At 52.4% G+C, this 18995-nt stretch carries 19 protein-coding genes and 1 tRNA gene; 11 read left to right on the top strand and 9 right to left on the bottom strand.

Annotated features, from left to right (window positions below):
- Window positions 1-236: 236 nt before the first annotated feature.
- Window positions 237-312: transfer RNA gene (locus tag C0623_07530), tRNA-Thr, on the bottom strand.
- Between the two features lie 146 nt (window positions 313-458).
- Window positions 459-686 carry a hypothetical protein gene (locus tag C0623_07525; protein ID PLY00298.1) on the bottom strand — a complete coding sequence of 76 codons (228 nt, stop codon included), beginning with the start codon at window positions 684-686 and terminating at the stop codon, window positions 459-461.
- Window positions 687-998: 312 nt separating this feature from the next.
- Between C0623_07525 and C0623_07520 the strand changes: the two genes are divergently transcribed.
- From C0623_07520 to C0623_07505, 4 genes are all read left to right on the top strand, one after another.
- The gene (locus C0623_07520; GenBank protein ID PLY00297.1) at window positions 999-2063 is read left to right on the top strand and encodes a hypothetical protein; all 1065 of its coding nucleotides are present in this window, start codon (window positions 999-1001) and stop codon (window positions 2061-2063) included.
- 121 nt (window positions 2064-2184) lie between these two features.
- Window positions 2185-2499 carry a DUF1820 domain-containing protein gene (locus tag C0623_07515; protein PLY00299.1) on the top strand — a complete coding sequence of 105 codons (315 nt, stop codon included), beginning with the start codon at window positions 2185-2187 and terminating at the stop codon, window positions 2497-2499.
- Window positions 2500-2526: 27 nt separating this feature from the next.
- Window positions 2527-4182: a hypothetical protein gene (locus C0623_07510; GenBank protein ID PLY00296.1), complete on the top strand. Its 1656-nt coding sequence runs from the start codon at window positions 2527-2529 to the stop codon at window positions 4180-4182.
- A complete protein-coding gene (locus C0623_07505; protein ID PLY00295.1) occupies window positions 4183-4716 on the top strand; it encodes a hypothetical protein in 534 nt (177 codons plus the stop codon). It abuts the gene before it with no gap.
- Window positions 4717-4728: 12 nt separating this feature from the next.
- Here C0623_07505 and C0623_07500 read toward each other — a convergent pair whose 3' ends face one another.
- The gene (locus tag C0623_07500) at window positions 4729-5424 is read right to left on the bottom strand and encodes a short-chain dehydrogenase (GenBank protein PLY00294.1); all 696 of its coding nucleotides are present in this window, start codon (window positions 5422-5424) and stop codon (window positions 4729-4731) included.
- 60 nt (window positions 5425-5484) lie between these two features.
- The gene (locus C0623_07495; protein PLY00293.1) at window positions 5485-6084 is read right to left on the bottom strand and encodes a CoA pyrophosphatase; all 600 of its coding nucleotides are present in this window, start codon (window positions 6082-6084) and stop codon (window positions 5485-5487) included.
- 377 nt (window positions 6085-6461) lie between these two features.
- Between C0623_07495 and sfsA the strand changes: the two genes are divergently transcribed.
- Entirely contained in the window at window positions 6462-7154 is a 693-nt protein-coding gene (gene sfsA / locus C0623_07490; protein ID PLY00292.1) for a DNA/RNA nuclease SfsA, read from the top strand.
- Between the two features lie 5 nt (window positions 7155-7159).
- The gene (locus C0623_07485; GenBank protein PLY00291.1) at window positions 7160-8410 is read left to right on the top strand and encodes a hypothetical protein; all 1251 of its coding nucleotides are present in this window, start codon (window positions 7160-7162) and stop codon (window positions 8408-8410) included.
- Between the two features lie 5 nt (window positions 8411-8415).
- Here the strand turns inward: C0623_07485 and C0623_07480 are convergent, their stop codons facing one another.
- From C0623_07480 to C0623_07470, 3 genes are all read right to left on the bottom strand, one after another.
- Window positions 8416-9771 carry a DNA recombination protein RmuC gene (locus tag C0623_07480; protein ID PLY00290.1) on the bottom strand — a complete coding sequence of 452 codons (1356 nt, stop codon included), beginning with the start codon at window positions 9769-9771 and terminating at the stop codon, window positions 8416-8418.
- A gap of 153 nt (window positions 9772-9924) precedes the next feature.
- On the bottom strand, window positions 9925-11181 hold the full coding sequence (locus tag C0623_07475; GenBank protein PLY00289.1) for a hypothetical protein: 1257 nt from the start codon (window positions 11179-11181) through the stop codon (window positions 9925-9927).
- 172 nt (window positions 11182-11353) lie between these two features.
- The gene (locus tag C0623_07470) at window positions 11354-11998 is read right to left on the bottom strand and encodes a hypothetical protein (protein PLY00288.1); all 645 of its coding nucleotides are present in this window, start codon (window positions 11996-11998) and stop codon (window positions 11354-11356) included.
- 329 nt (window positions 11999-12327) lie between these two features.
- Here C0623_07470 and C0623_07465 point away from each other — a divergent pair, with 329 nt between their 5' ends.
- The 3 genes from C0623_07465 to C0623_07455 are packed head-to-tail and all read left to right on the top strand — an operon-like array spanning window position 12328 to window position 15613.
- Window positions 12328-12636, top strand: a complete 309-nt coding sequence (locus tag C0623_07465; GenBank protein ID PLY00287.1) for an ATP-dependent Clp protease adaptor ClpS — start codon at window positions 12328-12330, stop codon at window positions 12634-12636.
- 7 nt (window positions 12637-12643) lie between these two features.
- The gene (gene clpA / locus C0623_07460; GenBank protein ID PLY00286.1) at window positions 12644-14896 is read left to right on the top strand and encodes an ATP-dependent Clp protease ATP-binding subunit ClpA; all 2253 of its coding nucleotides are present in this window, start codon (window positions 12644-12646) and stop codon (window positions 14894-14896) included.
- A 6-nt stretch (window positions 14897-14902) separates the two neighbouring features.
- Window positions 14903-15613, top strand: a complete 711-nt coding sequence (locus tag C0623_07455; GenBank protein PLY00285.1) for a leucyl/phenylalanyl-tRNA--protein transferase — start codon at window positions 14903-14905, stop codon at window positions 15611-15613.
- Window positions 15614-15618: 5 nt separating this feature from the next.
- Here the strand turns inward: C0623_07455 and C0623_07450 are convergent, their stop codons facing one another.
- Both C0623_07450 and C0623_07445 read right to left on the bottom strand, forming a co-directional pair.
- Complete coding sequence (locus tag C0623_07450) at window positions 15619-16338, bottom strand: hypothetical protein (protein ID PLY00284.1); 720 nt, start codon at window positions 16336-16338, stop codon at window positions 15619-15621.
- A gap of 12 nt (window positions 16339-16350) precedes the next feature.
- Window positions 16351-17121, bottom strand: a complete 771-nt coding sequence (locus C0623_07445; GenBank protein PLY00283.1) for a hypothetical protein — start codon at window positions 17119-17121, stop codon at window positions 16351-16353.
- A gap of 153 nt (window positions 17122-17274) precedes the next feature.
- On the opposite strand from C0623_07445, the gene C0623_07440 reads away from it, so the two are divergent.
- The gene (locus tag C0623_07440) at window positions 17275-18387 is read left to right on the top strand and encodes a class I SAM-dependent RNA methyltransferase (GenBank protein ID PLY00282.1); all 1113 of its coding nucleotides are present in this window, start codon (window positions 17275-17277) and stop codon (window positions 18385-18387) included.
- A 106-nt stretch (window positions 18388-18493) separates the two neighbouring features.
- Window positions 18494-18688: a 30S ribosomal protein S21 gene (gene rpsU / locus C0623_07435; GenBank protein ID PLY00281.1), complete on the top strand. Its 195-nt coding sequence runs from the start codon at window positions 18494-18496 to the stop codon at window positions 18686-18688.
- The last annotated feature ends 307 nt before the right edge of the window (window positions 18689-18995 follow it).

Raw genomic sequence — 18995 nt, 5'->3', positions numbered from 1 at the left:
TGAGCCGACAATGAAATGGAATCGTGATTTTGCCCGCCGGGCGCTCGACTTCATTGACGAGAGTGACGGCAACGTCTATTTTATGCCGATCCGGGTCGACCTGGTCGAGTATCTCGACGGAATTCTCAATTAGGCTGAAAGGGCAATCTCCTCTTCGCAGGAAATATGCACAGATCGGTAAGTTTTCGGAATTTCAACAGAAAAAAGGGACCAGATTAACCTGGTCCCTTTTCAGATGGAGCCACCCATCGGATTTGAACCGACGACCTGCTCATTACGAGTGAGCTGCTCTACCAGCTGAGCTAGGGTGGCGTGTCACAGCCGGTGCAATTTTTACCGCAAATGATTGGGGGAGTCAATCTGTTTTCATGACTTTGGACGGTGTAAAAAGAAAATGCCCCGGGTCGAATCGGCGCAGGTGGAGAGCGGATTGTCCGATATCGGAATGTACGGAGGAATCACAAACCGACCAGAGCCCTTCTGTGGTTCTTGTTGATTTTCTGCTGAATAACCACGCAACGGTTTATCAGTTTGTCAACTTCCGCCAGTTGTTTTCTCTGTCGCTGTAACTGGATAATGGCCGCGCAAACTTCCGGAAGGTAGCTAACGCCCGTATTTTGTAATGAACGCGAATTTTCGTCGTACCAGATTTCCATTTTCTTACCTCGTTGCGTATGTGAGTTCATGCATGGTCGATCTCTGTCTGCTCCGACGCAGGGCTTCCGCGAGGTAGAGCGGGCAGTTATCGTGATCGTCAGTCATGCAGTAGTGCAAGCGCCGACGTGCGCTGAGCACTTCACGGGAAAAAGAAACCTGGCAACTGAGCGTCAGGCTGTCCCAGAAAGGACAATGATTTTTTTCCATGCAGGTTGTTGTACTCATGATACTTACCTTTCATTAGACTATTATTGTGCATTATATAGCGGTCCCGATGTAAGATAATGATAAGGCGTTTGTTAAAAGTTGATGAGAACTGGCACCCTGGTCGATGAGGATAGATGCATCACATCTTTGAAATAGTTCTGACCTGTTGGCGTTTACTGCAGGAGGCTGCTCCTTACGTGTTGTTCGGTTTTGTTGCGGCCGGTTTGCTCAGGGGATTCCTGCTCGACAATTTTATCGCCCGGCATATTGGCCGGAATTCGTTCGGTTCGGTGCTCAAGGCCTCTTTGCTTGGCATTCCGTTGCCGCTCTGCTCCTGCGGAGTTATCCCGGCGGCAGTTGAACTGCGTAAGCAGGGAGCCAGCAAGGGGGGCTCGGCCGCTTTTCTTGTATCGACTCCCGAGTCCGGCGTTGATTCGATTGCCATCACTTACGCGCTGCTCGACCCGGTAATGACCCTGTTGCGCCCGGTTGCGGCGTTCCTCACCGCAACTTCCGTCGGCTTGGCAATCAACCGTCTCCCGGATGAGACGAACGAAACCGCTGTCGTGAATGATCCCGGTTGTGGCTGCCCCGACGTCGAGCTGTCCAGGCCGCAAGGCTTTTTCGGACGTCTTGGTGGCGGCCTGTCATATGCCTTCGGTGAACTGCTCAAGGACATTGGCGGCTGGCTGTTGTTTGGAATCGTCATCGCCGGGTTGCTCAGCTACCTGCTCCCGGAGAACTTTTTCGCCATTTTCTCCGGCAACGAATTCCTTTCGCTTCTGGTGATGCTGGTCGTCGGCATTCCCATTTATATCTGCGCCAGTGCCTCGACTCCGGTGGCGGCAGCTCTTATCCTTAAGGGACTTTCCCCCGGTGCCGCTTTGGTTTTCCTGCTCGCAGGTCCGGCCACAAATGCAGCAACTATTGCCATCGTCGGTCGATTCTGGGGGCGCAAGGCGACTGTTGTTTATTTGGCGGCAATCGCTTTTTGCTCGTTGCTGTTCGGCTGGGCAACGAACCGTCTCTACGCGTTTGCCGGGTGGGATATTCTCGGCTCGATCCAGCTTGTCGACGAGCATCAACCATCGCTGTTATCGGCATTGAGCGCTGTCGTATTGCTCTTGCTGATTCTGCGGCACTATATTCCGCACCGCTTGAGATCGGCAAGGTTCAGGAAAAATAAAGCCGATACCTGAGTCCGCAAATAATCGGGCAGGTCGTGCCCGGCTTCGATGGCTTATTATTTCTTGAGATAAATGCTCTTGTTCGTTACTCTGGAAACCATCAAACGGGAAGAATCTCATGGCAAAAAAATCAATCTTCAGAATCATTTTTACCAGTCAGGGCAAAGGCTACGAACTTTATGCGCGCAAGATCAACCAGGGCGAGATGTACGGCTTCGTCGAAATCGAGGAGATCGTTTTTGGCGAGCGGACGAACCTGGTTGTTGACCCATCCGAAGAAGCCCTGCGCCGTGAATTCTCCGGAATCAAGAAGATGCTGATTCCGTTTCACTCGATCAGCCGGATTGATGAAGTCGAGAAAGAGGGGCCGGGTAAGGTGATTGCGCTGAATGGTGAAGAAAGCGTGGTTCCTCCTGTTGGTATGTTCCCATCTGATAAATCCGAATAATTTTCATATTCCCCAAGGAAAATATAGATGAGTTCTTACGATCAGAAAAAGGTAGCTAATATCATAGCTGTCGTTGGAGTGTTCGTTTTTACTTTTATTTTGTCGTTAAAGCAGATCTACAACAATGATCTTTGGTGGCATTTAAAGTCGGGTGTCTGGATATTGGAACATGGGGCGATACCTTATACCGATACGTTTTCATTTCTGACTGAAGGTGAGCCTTGGTACAACCTTTCCTGGTTGTCTGGTGTTGTCCTTTATTCTGTTTATGCTTTTTCGGGATTAGATGGGTTAGTTATTTTTAAGGCCGTACTTATAGGTGCCGGCTTCGCAATTGCTTGTCAGTATTTGATTCGGAACAATGTCAATCCTTTTCTCGCAGCCCTGATTGTTGGTTTTGCTGCAGTTGTTGCAGCCTTTCGCTTTTTATTAAGGCCATCTTTTCTTCTCTTTTTTTTCGTCCCGATCCTGTTCTGGTTGTGTGCAAAACTGAAAGACCACTTTCAGGCAATCTCTATAACCCTTATTTTCATGACTATAGTATGGATCAACCTGCATGGCGGTGCCTTTCTGGCCCCGGTTTTTGTCGGTTTTGTTGTTGTTGAACAGTTTCTTAACCAATATGCATTTAAAAGAAATAATCTGGATGATGCTCCTCAAATAAAGTTTTTTTGTTTCGTTCTCGTGCTCCTTTCTCTGTCTTTGTTTGTTACACCCTTTGGTGTAAAGCCGATTCTTGCAACTTTAGAAAGAACACTTTTGTCTGACTTGGTTTTTCGTAGTTATTCGGTACAGGAACATCTCCCTTTGCAATGGGGAAGTCACTTTAACTATTGGTTGCTAATGATTGTTACCGGATTATCATGTTTAATAAATCTACGTCGGATCAGATTGTATTATCTTCTGGTGTTTCTTGCTGTCTCCTGGCTGTCTTTAAACAGTATGCGTTATGTTGGCTTTTCCGCATTACTTCATGCAACTGTTCTTGGTCTCAATGCCCGCGATATTCAGCGATATTATCTGCCCGGGCTGAAAAGGTTACCGATAAAAATCGAATACACACTTTTTTTGCCGGGTTTAATATTACTTTCAATTTTTGGCTTTAAATCAATTTTCCATGCAAATGCTATTGCAAAATGGGGATTTGGTTTGAACGAAAGCAAGTACCCGATAGAGGCAGTTTCATTTCTTAAAGAGGTTAATTATTCCGGAAATCTTTTAAATGGTTGGGGCGAAGGTGGCTATATTTTATGGTTCCTCCCGAAGGCTAATGTTTCGCTGGACAGTCGGGCCCTGGATGGACAACTTGATATCCTGGAGAAATGGAGCCGGTCTACTTTAGGTGAATTCAATCAATTTCTTGAAGATAAAGAGGTTTCGGCAGCGCTTATACAAAAAAAAGAGGCGCTTCTTACCGATTATTTGAATCGTTCGGAAAAATATAGATTAGCCTATTTTGATGACCATTATCTTGTGTATTTAAGGAATGATGTTTTTGATAGAGCCGGTATAAAGGCTTCGGGGACGTATAAATATATTCGTCCAACTCAATATGATGTTTCTTATTTGAAAAATCTGGCTGCGGAGTCTTTAGCCAGAGCTGTTGAATCAGAGTTTCAGGCGGCAATGCAGATTTCTGGCAATAATTTCATGCTGTTGTTTCACTACGCGTTCTATCTTTAGTTGCTGGACCGTGATGAAGCGGTTAATTATTATCTCAAGGCAGCAAAATTGAATCCGGCACTCGCTTTTTCCCACGCCAGTATTGATTTGCGGGCGGGTCGTTTGGCAATTAAAAAGAAAAAATACAATAAAGCGATTGAAATTCTTGAGCTGGCATCAAATTATGATCGTGACTCAGCTGAAAATCACTTTTTGCTCGCAACGGCTTATTATAAAACTAAACAATTTACAGAAGCTGAGGAAATGTATTTGAAGGCAATCGAAACGGATCCAGAAAATTTTTCGAATTATATTAACCTTGGTTACTTGTATTTAGACATTGACAAATTTTCAAATGCTGAACGTCGCTTTAATCAGGCGATAGATTTGAAACCTTCAGAGTCCGCCCTATACGGTTATGCTCTTGCTTTAAGTGGACAAAATCGGCCTGAGGCGCAAAAAGCCTGGGATGATTTCTTGTCCCGTTTTCCAAAGAGCCGTTGGGCGGAAAAAGTGCGGAGTCAGCTTCGTCAAATTAACGAGAGAACACAATAACCAGCTTTCCCTTTACCAAGGAAGTTCCTTTCCTTCAAAGGTCAGGAATTGCCCGGTCTGTTCAATGGTCATTTTTTCGAGAATGTTGTAAAAGCCGGCCGCACTATCGGCCGGAAGGGTCGTTGCCTGCGGGCCGCCCATATCGGTGCGCACCCAGCCAGGGTGGAAGACCACGGCGGTAATGCCGCGATCCGCCAGGTCGATCGACAGCGACTTGACGACCATGCCGAGAGCTGCCTTCGAACTCCGGTAGAGGTAGTAGCCGCCGGAACTGTTGTCGGCAACACTCCCCATCATGCTCCCCATCGAGGCGATAATCCTGCGTTGACTGGCCGCGACCTGCTCGACAAACGCTTCGGCCATCTTCATCGGCGCCACAACATTGGTCCGCATAACACTGAGCCATTCTCCGGAATTGGTCGCGCCGAAGTCCTGGTCTCTCGGCCCGAAGATGCCGGCGTTGTTAAACAGGATATCGATCGGTTCGTTTTCGAGGCCCTGAGCAAGTCGGGTGATGGCATTGTCGTCGCTTACATCCAGGGAAAAGATATCGATATTATTTCGGGTATCGGCAAGGTTCGATAGCTCCTCTGCTGCATCCGGTTTGCGACAGCTGGCAAGAACCTTCCAGTTGTTATCAGCAAATATGCGGGTCAGTTCGAGGCCAATGCCGCGGTTGGCGCCGGTTATCAGGATTGTCTCTGCCATAATGCACCTCCAAAACGTTGGATCATTGTTTTATTGTATCGTTTTGTCGGTGAAATGCGACTATTCGTCAGGATTTTCTGAAACCGGCAGGGGGTAACCGATCAAAGTAAAGAACTGTTCGATTATCCGGTAGGTGATGCCCCAGAGGAAAGGGTAGTCCGGTTCAACCAGGTCGATGACCGGCCGGGCGCGATGCCGGTTGCGGTAGGTGAAGGTGACGTATCGGTGCCGTTCCGGTTCAAAAAAGCGGGAAAGGGGGATCCACCAGTAATTGTCGATTTCGTGGTTGAGCGAGAATGTTGCCGTTTCGTCCAGGAGATAAACGAAACAGGCGACATTGACCGGTACATAAGCTCCGGAGATGTCGTCGATCTGCCCGATGAAAGCTTCTGCACCCAACTGCAAGTCGATCTCCTCGAACGTTTCGCGCTCGGCGGCGGCCCGGTCCGACGGATCTTCGAAATCGACCTTGCCGCCGGGAAAACCGAGGTCGCCCGACCATGGGTCGCCCTCGTGTTCGGCCCGGCGGATCATCAGCATTTCGACCTGCCCCGCCTGTTCGCGCAGGATCATGGCGACGGCAGCGCGCCGAGCCTCGATATCCAGTATCTCGGGGCGGTGACTTTTAAATGTTTTTCGAATAAGTTCGAGAGTTGGCATGAATCCCAGAGGGCAAAAGTGATATATTGTCAGTATAACTTAAAATACTTTTTAAACCCAAATCGAAGATGTTGTGCATAACAATGAAGATTTTCTGCCATGAAGTCTTTGCACCAGGTGCTTGCACCGGAAGAGAATGATGTCTGGGAAAATAAAAAAAATTCTGGTTTTTATTTGTGTCGGCGGAGCCGCCGGTGCCGTTGTTGGTTACATCAGGCAATGTACCGGTAGCGGCTGAGTTGTGGCCGGAGGTCCCTGGTCAGGGGCCTTGTTCGGAGCGCTGCTCGGATTAGCTCTTGCCCTGATCCCGGCTGAAAAAAATCGGCTGAAGAAAATGCGGATGAGACTGGAACCGCCGGGAACCGGGAAGGGTAATCGTGAAGCTGCCGACGCCATTGCATAAAGGTTTCCTCCTGAAGCGCTACAAGCGTTTCCTGGCCGATGTCGAACTGGACGACGGAGCCGTTGTGACGGCGCATACGCCGAATACCGGCAGCATGCTTCAATGTGCGGTGCCGGGCCATGAAGTCCTGATCTCGGTGAGTGAGAACCGGGCACGAAAGCTGCCGTATACGCTCGAACTGATTCGCGTCAACGGCTACTGGGTCGATACCAACACCCAGCGGGCCAACCGGGTCGTCGAGGAGGGCTTGCGTTGCGGCAATGTCCGTGGATTCGAGGGGTGTCTGGTGAACCCCGAATTCAGGTTCGGCAAGAGCCGGATTGATTTTATGCTCCAGTCGGACCAGTTTCGGGCTTTGCTCGAGGTAAAAAACGTGACCTTGCTTGACGGCTCCGGCCGGGCCTGTTTCCCTGATGCTGTAACAGTTCGCGGCCAGAAGCATTTACGGGAACTTATCTCTGCTGCGGAGCAGGGCTGGCGCGCGATTATTTTCTTTCTGGTACAAAGAGGGGAGGCTGACGCCTTTGCCCCGGCTGATCACATTGACGCCGAATACGGACGACTGCTTCGCCAGGCCATTGAGCAGGGTGTTGAGGCCGTTGCCATGCGAACCAGGGTGTCGCAAGATGAGGTCAGTCTTGATTGCTCAATCCCGGTGGAGATATGAGACGTATGCGCAGTGTCGGGCTAATTACTGAATACAATCCGTTTCATAACGGCCACCTTTATCACCTCCAGAAGAGCCTTAAGGTGACTGCAAGCGAGGCCGCGGTCGCGGTCATGAGCGGTCATTTTCTGCAGCGCGGGGAGCCGGCGCTGCTTGATAAATGGCGTCGCGCCGAAATGGCCCTGCGGGCCGGAGTTAACCTGGTGGTTGAACTGCCGTTGCCCTGGGCCTGCAACTCCGCCCCGCAATTTGCCGACGGTGCCCTGCGGTCGTTGGTGCATATCGATGTTGACACCCTCTGTTTCGGGAGCGAGGCGGGTGATCTCGAACCGCTGCAGAAATGTGCCGACCTGCTTGATTGTCATCGGGAGAAAATCGAAAAAGAGACCCGGCAGAGACTGCGCAAGGGGAAATCCTATCCGGCGGCCCGCGCCGAGATTGTCGCAGAATTAAGTAACGACGCCACGCTCTCGCCGATACTGACCGAACCGAATAATATCCTCGGCATTGAATATCTTCGTGCAATCAAGAAAAATGATACAACAATAACCCCGCATACAATCCGGCGAAGCGGTGCCGGCTATCACGATCTTGATACGGTTGGCGTGATCGCCAGCGCCACCGGCATCCGCCACAAGCTGAATGCCGGCGAACCGGTCGGGACGTTTGTGCCGGAGTCGGCTCTGCCGCTGCTGCAAGAGGGTTTGGCCGGAGGCCTGACCCCGGACGACGATATCCTGTTCCGCTTGATGGTGCAGGCGCTGCAGAGGATTGATCAGTTGGGGGCGATCTACCAGTATGCCGAGTCGGACGGGATCGGTAAACGCTTCTACCAGGCTCTTCAGGTTGCCGGAAATCTCGAAGGGCTGATGGTTGAGAGCAAGTCGAAGCAGCTGACCCGGACCCGTATCCAGCGGCTGATGATGTACGCCCTGCTCGATCTCGATGCCGGACTGATGTCCGAGTTTCTTGACTGTGGACCGCTCTATCTGCATGTTCTTGGCCACGACAAGGCTGGCGAAGGGGTTCTGGCCGGGTGTCGAAAAAGCAGTGACATCCCCCTGGTCGGCAATTATTCCCGGATCAGAAATGTCCTGACCCGTTATTATGGCCGGAGTACGGAGAAATCACGACTCGCACATGCGATGCTGGCGCTTGAGCTGCGGGCCACCCGTACCTACGGGCTGTTGATGAAATGCTGGCCGGGCGGTAATCGCAATCTCGATTTTTTCCGAGAAGTAATCCGGATGGACTGATCCGGTTAATCCTCATTTTCTTCAGGGTATTCCAGGGCGGCGTCCTGCAGCGCCTCCGAAGAAATACTTTTCCGGCTTTTTACTCCGAGTTCGATCAGCCCCTGGGCCCTTGAGACCAGGTTGCCTCTCCCGGAGATCAGCTTGTTGTGCGCCGCATCGTAGGTCTTGCGGGTGGTCTCCAGCTGACTGCCGATCTTTTCCAGGTCCTCGACAAAACCAGCGAACTTTTCGTACAGCTTGCCGGCCCGATCGGCGATCTCCAGGGCATTTTTGTTCTGGTGTTCGTAGCGCCAGATGTTCTCGATGGTCCGGAGGGTGACGAGCAGGGTCGAGGGGCTGACAATCATGATGCTCTGGTCGAATGCTTTGCGGAAGATCTCACTGTCCTTCTCAATTGCCAGCATGAAGGCGCTCTCGATCGGGATGAACATCAGGACGAAGTCGAGGCTCTTGACGCCTGGCAGTTCGTCGTATCTCTTCGATTCGAGCCCCTTGAGGTGAGCGTTGATCGACAAAAGGTGTTCCTTGAGGGCCTTCTCCCGCTCCACCTCGTCCTCGGCTCGAACGTAGCGTTCGTAGGCGACCAGCGAGACCTTGGAGTCGATGACGATCTCTTTGTTCTCCGGAAGGTGAATGATGACGTCCGGCTTGAGCAGTTTGCCGTCGACGTCGCGGAAGCCGCCCTGGGCGTTATATTCGATCCCCTTGCGCAGGCCCGATTCCTCGAGAATACGTTCGAGGACAATCTCGCCCCAGGCGCCCTGGGTCTTGGTGTCGCCCTTGAGGGCCCGGGTCAGGTTGTCGGCGTCCTGGCTGATCTGTTGGTTGAGTTGCTGCAGTCGCTGCACCTCCTTGATCAGCGAGTGGCGCTCCTTGCCCTCGTTGGTGTAGGCCGCGGTCACCTTGTTTTCGAAATCGGAGATTTTCTCCTTGAATGGCTTGAGAATGGCGTCGAGGTTGGAGCGGCTCTGTTCGGCAAAGGTCCGGGTCTTGGTCTCAAAAATCTGGTTGGCAAGATTCTCGAACCGCGTCTGAAGCTCCCCTTCCATTTTTTTGAGCAGGTTTAATTTTTCCTCGGTGTTGCGCCGCTCGCTTTCGAGGGTCGACTTGAACGCCGCGTTTTCCTCTCCCAGCTGGCCGATGCGTTGCCGGGCCGCAGTTGTCTCATTCTCCAACTGCAGTCTCCGTTTTTCGGCTTCGGCAAGGCGAGCTTCAAGTGTGGCTATTGTCACGGCCTGCTCGTCCCTTCCGGCTTGACGTTCGTGCTGCAGACGACCGCGCATGAGCAGCCAGCAGATCAGGCACCCGATGATCAGGCCGGCAACAATCGCGATGAGTATCAGTGAGAGGTCAGGGCCCATAGATTGACTCCATTTACGGAAGAATGGTTTCGTGCAAGATATCAGCGCCGGTTAGCAGCGGCAAGAATCATTTTCCTGCGATCTGAAGCAGTCGGATTGGTCATAAAAAAACGGAAGCCATGCGGCTTCCGTTTGCTTCCGTGCATATATTGATCACGGCAAGGAGAACGCGGTGCGGCAGGCCGGGCAACGCACGCGCTTTCCGGAGAGGGCTTGCTTGTAGGCCAGTTTGTGGCCGCAACCTTCACAGCGGGCAAAGAGCGTCGCATTCGATTCCGCCGGCTGTTGCGGTTCCGGTTCCGGAGCGGGGGGCGGTTCTGGCGCAGTCGGCGCTTCAGGTGGCGAAGCCGGTTTTTCCTCGAATGCATCGAGATTCAGCTTGTTTTCCAGATCGGCCATAAAAGAACTGGCAACATCACCGACGTTTTCCTCCTCCTTCTTCTCTTCGGTTGGCTCGTCGAATGCTGCGCCGACATCACTGTCATCCTGACCGAATGAAAATTCATCGGCACTCTCATCCGCAGGTTCTTCCGGCGCGGTTGGTTTTCTTGCGGCGACCTCTTCACCCCAGATGTCATCGGTGGAAGGTTCTCCCCAGCTCTCTTCACTGGGGGCAGATGTACTGTCCGTATTGTCGGAAGAATCATCGACATCTTCGAATTCGTATGATTTCTCCTCGTTGCTTTCGAAATGCTCAACGGTGAAGTCGGAACTTTCATCGTCAGCGACCGGGATTTCGGCGGGAGGATCGACCGGCTTCTTCGAGAAAAGAAAGTCATCTTCATGCTCTTCGTCGGCAGGCTCAGCAGATGAAACTTCATCAAAAATATCGGCTGACTGATCATCGGTCGTCAAACCCGGAGCGGCGTCATCCTCCTCGTCATCAAAATCCATAACGAGTTCATCTTGTCCTTCGTTTTCGCTTTCTTCGTCAGGCGATTCTTCCGACGGAACAGAACCAAGGTCATCCGGGTCTGCGTCATCGGTGTAATCAGAGATTTTCGAGGCAGATAATTCCTCCGAAACATCGTCGAATTCTCCAGCCATGGCAAATTCCATACTGTCGTCGTCGGAAAGGTCTCCAGCAAATTCTTCTTCAGCGAAAAAGTCACCTTCATCTTCCATGGAGAACTCACTCTCTTCTCCGGTGGACTCATCCGTCGACTCGGACTCGGATGTTTCGGTTTTCTCTTCTGCAACTTCGGCCGGGGGGAGGGCATCCGGTGCAATATCCCTGATTAACAGCTCGAGTTTGCTACTGATGTCCTGTAAATGCTTGCTGTTTTGCCGGGTCCAGTACCAGACACGCCAGGCAAAAATCGGCAGGACCAGGTAGAGCAGCCCGACCAGGAGGGCAATAAGAAACATAACGGTGGCGAACCCGCCGTCTTGCTGGAGAAAAAATTCCATGGAAAAACTCCGGATCAGTAAGCCTACATTAACTGAATTCGGATTGTTGCAAAATGACAACCCGACGAATACATTTTATGCCTCTGATTTCGTTACCATTATCCGTATTTTCCCAGCGCTGTCAATTGTTTGTGTTTATACGGCATCTTTTGCCGACAGTCGCCCTCCGGGATCAGGGGAGAATGAATTTTTCGGAACATGAAGGGCACTCGACATTTTTGCCGGCGAGCCGTTTTGGATAAGTCAATTCGAAATTGCAGACTGTACATATCGCCTTGCTAACATCGGGCCGGGCCGGGTCATCGTCAAGCTTGGTGATTTTTGGTGGAGTGGTGAGCAGGGATGAGTCTGTTTCCGAACTCGGCAAGACAATCGGTTGCTGGCATCCCGGGCAGTTGATTTGCTGTTTTGCCGCCTCTTTTTTAAAGGGAACCGGCTTGTTGCAGAGGTGACAGTTTGCCTCCAGGTCTTTCTGGTCAGTCGCCGGTTCCGTACTGGCTTGCGGCGGTGATGCCGGTTCCTCCTGCGTTTCCGCGTGTGGAGAAGGTTCGGCAGCCGGCTGTGGCCTGGCCCTGTTATCTGCCGGATCGTTTTCCGCGATAGTCAAATCCGGATCGGTCGGTGGAATGAATTCGGGCGGTGGCGTAAACCCGCGTGTTGCCGGCTCTCCGCATTTCGTACAGACCCACTCGGCAGCATCGGTTGTACTTTTGATCGCCGAGCGCATCCTGCCCATCAGCCCCGCCTTCTGTGGTCGTTCGATTGTAACGCCTCGATTGCAGCTGCTGCAGTATCCGGCAGAACGATGACCAGCCATAATGACCTCCTGAAAATGGCAATACGACTACTTTTTGCACGGTTGGACTGACGTTTTTTGCGCTTTTTTTCGATTCCCGCCGGCCGTGATGTCGCTTTATTATGTGATTTGGCCGATTTTCATGGTTCCGGGTGCTCAATGTGCTAAGGAATTCACTGGATATACATGCAAAATCCCTACCTATCTTATTGATTAGACAGGATAATTGTCGTTCAGATCAGCTCACGCAGCAACGGTGGCTGTCGGGGGTGAGAGAGTCAATCGATCTATTGGCCTCTTTTTTGAGCTGTGGTAACATGTTAACAGATGTAGTCGACAGGAGACATTTGATGAGCTCGGATAAAATTCATGGTTCGGCAAAAACGGAAAAGAAGGTCTCAACGGCTTCGCCGCCCTTGTATCGAATACTGATGCACAACGATGATTACACAACGATGGATTTTGTTGTCAGCGTTCTTGAGACTGTTTTTCATTTTTCACCATCCGAGGCGAACCGGATCATGTTGAACATTCATACACAGGGGTTCGGTTTATGTGGCACCTATCCGTATGATATTGCCGAAACAAAAATCTACCGCGTCCATCAGACGGCACGGCAGGAGGGATATCCCCTCAAATGCACCCTTGAGGAGGTTTGATCCATAGATGTTCAGCCAAGATGTACAATTGACTTTTTCCCTCGCAGTCAGGGAGGCACAACGTCGGCATCATGAGTTCCTGACGTCCGAACATCTGCTGTACGCTCTTCTCTTTGAAGATTTCGGCCAGCAGATTATCAGAAACTGTGGTGGCGACCTTGAGCAGTTGAAGCAGACGCTCGAGTCCTATTTCGAAGAGCATATACAGTCCTTGCCCGAGGCATCAATCGATGTTCCCGAACAAACGGTCAGTTTGCAGCGGATACTGCAGCGAACGGTCATGCATACACAATCCTCGGGTAAAGAAGAGGCGAATACCGGTGATCTGCTCGCCGCAATGCTCGATGAAGAAAAATGTTATGCGACCCGTCTCCTCGAATCGTTTGGTGTGACCAGGCTCGATGTTCTGAATTATATTTCCCATGGTATATCGGCGGCACCTCACAACCCGCCGGAAGATGACGGGCAGGCGACCCCGCGGCCGAAAAAGAGTGAGCGCAGCAAACTGGGGCAGGACGATGCCGATCCGTTGTCGCTTTTTGCCGTGGATCTTTTGGCTAAGGCCCGTTCCGGGAAAATTGACCCGCTGATCGGCCGCGAGCCGGAGTTGGAGCGTGCGATCCAGGTCCTCTGCCGTCGGCGCAAGAACAATCCGGTATTTGTCGGCGAACCGGGGGTCGGCAAAACCGCGCTGGCTGAGGGCATGGCTCTGCGGATCGCCGATGGCGATGTGCCGGCGCTGCTGCAGAAGACTTCTGCTTATGCGCTTGATATGGGAGCTTTGCTGGCCGGCACCAAGTTTCGCGGTGATTTCGAAGAGCGCATCAAAAGTGTACTCAATGCCCTCGAACAGAAGGGCGACACCATCCTTTTTATCGACGAAATCCACACCCTGGTCGGGGCCGGCGCAACCAGCGGCGGCTCGCTTGATGCGTCGAATCTTCTGAAACCGGCTCTCGCCGCTGATTCGATCCGATGCGTCGGCTCGACGACCTTTGAAGAGTACAAGAATCTTTTTGAAAAAGATCGTGCCTTGTCGCGCCGTTTCCAGAAGATAGATGTTCTCGAGCCGACAGTCGAGGAGACGGTTGCGATTCTTCAGGGGCTGAAAGGTCATTACCAGGACCATCACGAAGTCCGCTATACCGATGCGGCCCTGCGGGCGGCGGCAGCGCTTTCGGCACGGCATATAAACTACCGGCACCTTCCGGACAAGGCGATCGACGTTCTCGATGAAGCGGGTGCCTGGGCCCGGCTGCAGAACCGCCGGCGTCGCAAAATCGATGTTAGGGAAATCGAAGCGACGGTTGCCCGTATCGCCAGGGTGCCGGTCGAATCGGTTTCGAGCTCTGATCGCAAGCGTCTGCAGCAACTCCCTGAAGCCTTGCGCCGCCAGGTTTACGGTCAGGATGACGCGATCGATATTCTCTGTCGTTCGATTCTCCGGGCCCGGGCCGGCCTCGGCGAACCCGAGAAACCGACCGGTTCATTCCTGTTTACCGGCCCGACCGGGGTCGGCAAGACTGAAGCGGCCAAACAGCTCGCTTTACAGCTCGGAGTTGAATTTATCCGTTTTGATATGAGTGAGTACATGGAGAAACACTCGGTCGCGCGATTGATCGGCGCGCCTCCCGGATATGTCGGTTTTGACCAGGGTGGTCTTTTGACCGACGCCGTCGTCAAACATCCCTACGCGGTTCTTCTACTTGACGAGATTGAAAAGGCGCACCCTGATCTGTTCGATATCCTGTTGCAGATCATGGACCACGGAACCCTGACCGACAACAATGGTCGTCATGCCGATTTCCGCAACGTGGTCCTGATCATGACCAGCAATGTCGGGGCGCGTGAAATGAGTGCCGCCGGAATCGGGTTTGGCGACAACCAGCCGGCATCATCGAAGCAGGCGGTCGAGAAAACCTTTTCTCCGGAATTCCGCAACCGGCTTGATGCGATCGTGCCTTTCCATGCCCTGTCAGAGAACGTGATCCTCAAGGTCGTTGACAAGTTTATCGGCCAGCTCAGGCTCTCCCTTTCCGAAAAGAATGTGCAGTTGAAAATCTCTGCCGCCGCCAGGAAGATGCTTGCCCGGCAAGGGTACGATCCGGTTTTTGGCGCCCGACCGCTCGGCCGACTTGTGCAAACCGAAATCAGTGATGTGATTGCCACCGAGGTTCTGTTCGGAGAGCTTCGCAACGGCGGCGTTGTCAAGATCGGGTATGCCGGGAAGAAGCTTTCCTTCAATTTTATCCCTGCCTGACCAAAGGTGCCGGTTTTCAAGCTGACAGATGAGCTCGTTTTCCCGCCAGCGCATCTCGCCGATCCAGACGGACTTCTCGCCATCGGCGGTGACTTGTCTCCGGAACGACTGCTCCTCGCGTACTCCTCCGGTCTTTTCCCCTGGTTCAATCAGGGACAGCCACCACTCTGGTGGTGCCCCGATCCGCGCTGCATCATCGAACCGGGCCGTCTGTCGATCTCCAGATCTCTGCGCAAAACCCTGAACAGGGGAACCTTTCAGGTCACGATGAACCACGACTTTCCCGGGGTGATCAACGCCTGTGCTTCGGTACGCCAGTCGCGGGGCGAGGAGACCTGGATCACCACCGGGTTAACCGAAGCCTTCCTGCTTCTGCATGAGATGGGATATGCCCATTCGATAGAGTGTTGGCAGGAGGACAAACTGGCAGGGGGACTTTACGGCATCGCGCTCGGTCGATGTTTTTTCGGCGAGTCTATGTTTCATCTGGTTGCCGACAGTTCGAAAGTGGCACTTGCTCACCTCGCAAAAATGGCAGAACTCAACGGCCTTGAGCTCATTGATTGTCAATTGCCGAATCCGCACCTGATCGGACTCGGCGCAACGGAAGTGCCGCGGGAGATTTTTCTCGAACGGCTGCGAAAAGGTGAAGTTATGCCTTCGACGGAGCCGCCAAAGGGGGTGTTGGTATTCAGGGATTTGGTCGGATGCTGGTAAGGTGCTCAGGCTTTATTCTGTTGCCCCTGCGATGCTGTCCGGACAAATCTTTTGATGCGCTTGCGGTCATTTTCGAGGATATTGAGAAACTGAAATCCGGCCATGCAGCGGCCATCACTCTCCTCCTCACTGCGCCAGACAACTTCGGTCATCGTACAGACCGGCGGTTTGCCATCATCGAGATCGATAAAGAGCAGGCAGAGGTCGGATACCTCGATCGGTGTTTTGATCTTGAAGCCGACTCCGGTCATGCTGATATTGACATTGACTTTCGGGAATTGCGGCAGTTTTGAAAAATCCTCAAGATTTTCCAGGATTTTGGTGTTCTTTTCCCATTGTTTGCGGAAGGTCCTGAGCTTCCCTTTCCCTTTTGTGTATCCGAGGTTCAGGGTTTCGGAGCGCCTTTCTTCTATCCGCCGGTGAATCAGTTGTAAATCGTTGTTGTGAAGAATTCGGACAACGCCATTTTGCAGATATTTTTCAAACCGACCGGTCAGGCGGATGCCAACCCCCATCGAATCGGAAAATATCTCGAGTTTTTTCTCGGCGTCGAAAGGATAGCTCTCTTCCGGGCTCGCACCATAAGGTATCGACAGGTCGAGGTAGTTGCCCTCATGGCTGATGAGATAACAGGTTAGAGCGTCAAACCGCTCCTTCTCCGACTCTTCATGCAGCGCCCGAATGAAAATTTTCTGATGTTCGCTAAGGTACTTCTTTAAAAGCATCTCTTGCCGATATCACATGTTGTGACAGGATTCACAATCCTCTTCGACCGAAAAGGCGGTGTCACCATCGTGACAGGCACCACAGTATTCGCCCTCGTACATAGCATCCATCGTCATGTTGTTCCCCTTGTGCACAGGCTTGAAGAGGTCGGGATGGCAGGTGTCGCAGGTGAAGTCCATGTCGAGGTGTGCCTGGTGCGGGAACGAAGTCTCGCCGGCATCCTCATTGGCCCATTTCAGATCGCCGGCATGGCAGGATGTGCAGTCGGACTTGACGGAAAAAGCGGTATCGCCATCGTGACAGGCGCCGCAATATTCACCATTGTTCATGGCGCGCATCGTCATGCGGTTGCCATTGAGCTTGGCCGCGAAGAGGTCGGGGTGACAGGTGTCGCAGGTAAAATCCATATCGAGATGTGTCTGGTGCGGGAACATGGTCTTGCCGCTGATCGGATCGCTCATCGCGACATCGCCGGCATGGCAGGTGGCGCAATCCCCTTCGGTTGAAAAGGCTCGTTTGCCGTTATGGCAGGCGCCGCAAGACTTACCCTTTGCCATCTCCGCCATCGAATAGGATGGATTCTTTTTGGCCACGATATGAAAGATATCGTTGTGGCAGGTCGGGCAGTCACTGCCAACAGCATCAAGATGATTGTAGTGGCTGAATTCAACCTGTCCGTAGTCTGCAGTCTCGATATACGCCTTGTCCTTGATCCAGCGGGCATAAGCGGTCGATGTGATGAAAATGATGAGAACGAGCAGCAACAGATAACGCAATTTCATGATACCCTCCACGCCTGGCGACTATTAAAATCGGATGCATTATACAGAAAAAGCGGCAATCTCCAAATCTTTTTCATGAAAAGGCGGGGGAAAAAGTCTGATGAAAGCGATCCGCAACTGCCTGGCTGTGCTATCATATCTCACGGTTAAACAATGAAAATTAATTTTGCTGAAATATTCGCCGTGACGGCACCGGGTCTCGAAGAGGTCTGTGCTGCGGAAATCAGGAACCTGCTCGGCTGCGCTGTTTCGATCACCCGGGGCGGCGTCTCTTTTTCCGGCGGGTTGGAAGAACTCTACCTGGCCAACCTCTGGTTGCGAACGGCGAGCCGGGTTCTGGTCCGGATCGGCAAGGTCAGGGCAACCGATTTCCCACAGCTGCACCGCAAGGTCAAGCATCTCCCCTGGGGACGATTCATCAAAACCGATACGCCGGTTATCGTTAACGCGGTCAGCCGACGATCCCGACTGATTCATACCGATCGCATTGCCGATACTGTTTCTGCCGCTATCGGGAAATCATTAGGGCGCGCCACTCCGCCACCGGCCGGTGATGCCCAGACGGTTCTTGTCCGGTTTGAAGATGATAACTGCCTGCTCTCTGTCGACAGCAGCGGTGAACTTCTGCATCGGCGCGGGTATCGAACCGAGGTGTCGCAGGCGCCGTTGCGGGAAACCTTGGCCGCCGGCATTTTGCATCTGCTCAAATGGGACGGTCAAAGGCCTCTTGCCGACCCGATGTGCGGTTCCGGCACCTTTCTGATCGAAGGCGCTTTACTGGCCGGCAATATCCCCCCAGGGCTGCGCCGAACGTTTGCTTTTCAGCGGTGGCCCCGCTACCGGGATGGCTTGTGGCAAAACCTCGTTGACAAAGCCGGCCGCGATCGGAAAGAAATCCATATTCCCCTTGTCGGTTGTGATCGAGACGGCGATGTCATCAAGATGGCGAGGAACAATGCTGCGCGGGTTAAGCAACAGGGGATTATCGGCTTCAAGCATGCGGCGTTGGAAGAGTTTATGCCATCAGCGAAAGCGGGACTGGTAGTCTGTAACCCGCCATACGGTGTCAGGCTCGGTGATGAGAAGGGGCTACTTGATCTCTACGCCCGGATGGGTCAGACGTTCAGGGAACATTTTGCCGGCTGGCAGGGCGCACTGTTTTGCCCATCGGATCATCTGGTCGCGGCAACAGGACTCGATTTCCGCGTCGCTGCGCAGCTTGCCAACGGCGGAATTGAGGCCAAACTCTTCGTTTGTCAGTTGTAGTTTTTTCTTGCTTCGTTTACCGAATTCCAATAGAATGCCGGTCTCCTGTCGGCGGTAACGATGGTTCCGGCCGGAAATATCAAGCGGAAAGCGGGGTGATTCTTCAATGGAAATACATGTTGTCGACAACAATGTCGAGAAGGCGATCCGCGTGCTGAAGCGTAAGCTGCAGCAAGAGGGACTTTTCCGCGAAATGAAGCAGCGCAAGTTTTACGAGAAACCGAGCGTCAAGCGCAAGCGTAAAGAAAAAGAGGCGCAACGCCGTCTGCGCAAGAAAATGCGGATGATGCGGAGTAATTAGTTAGTTCAGAAAGGCCGGTCGATTGACCGGCCTTTTTTTGTGCAAAAATCTGGAATTTACTTTTGTGAGCGTTTCTTTTGCGAGATTTTTTAACAATTAAGGCGTGCGGTCGTGGTTTCTGATGTCCAGAGGGATACAGGTTGCATAGGGACACTACCCGAAGTTCAGGGAAGTGTCCCTTGACCTTAAGACAGAACACCGAAGGCAGGAAGAACCGCCGGGTCCCGGCCCGGCAGCCGGGTTCATTTCTTTATTAAGCGATAAAGAAACGAACCAAAGAAACCGCTCCCTTGCAGGGGGCTTTTTT

This window comes from Desulfuromonas sp. (genome assembly GCA_002869615.1).
Classification (GTDB): domain Bacteria; phylum Desulfobacterota; class Desulfuromonadia; order Desulfuromonadales; family UBA2294; genus BM707.
This window is presented reverse-complemented; position numbering and strand designations above follow the sequence as displayed.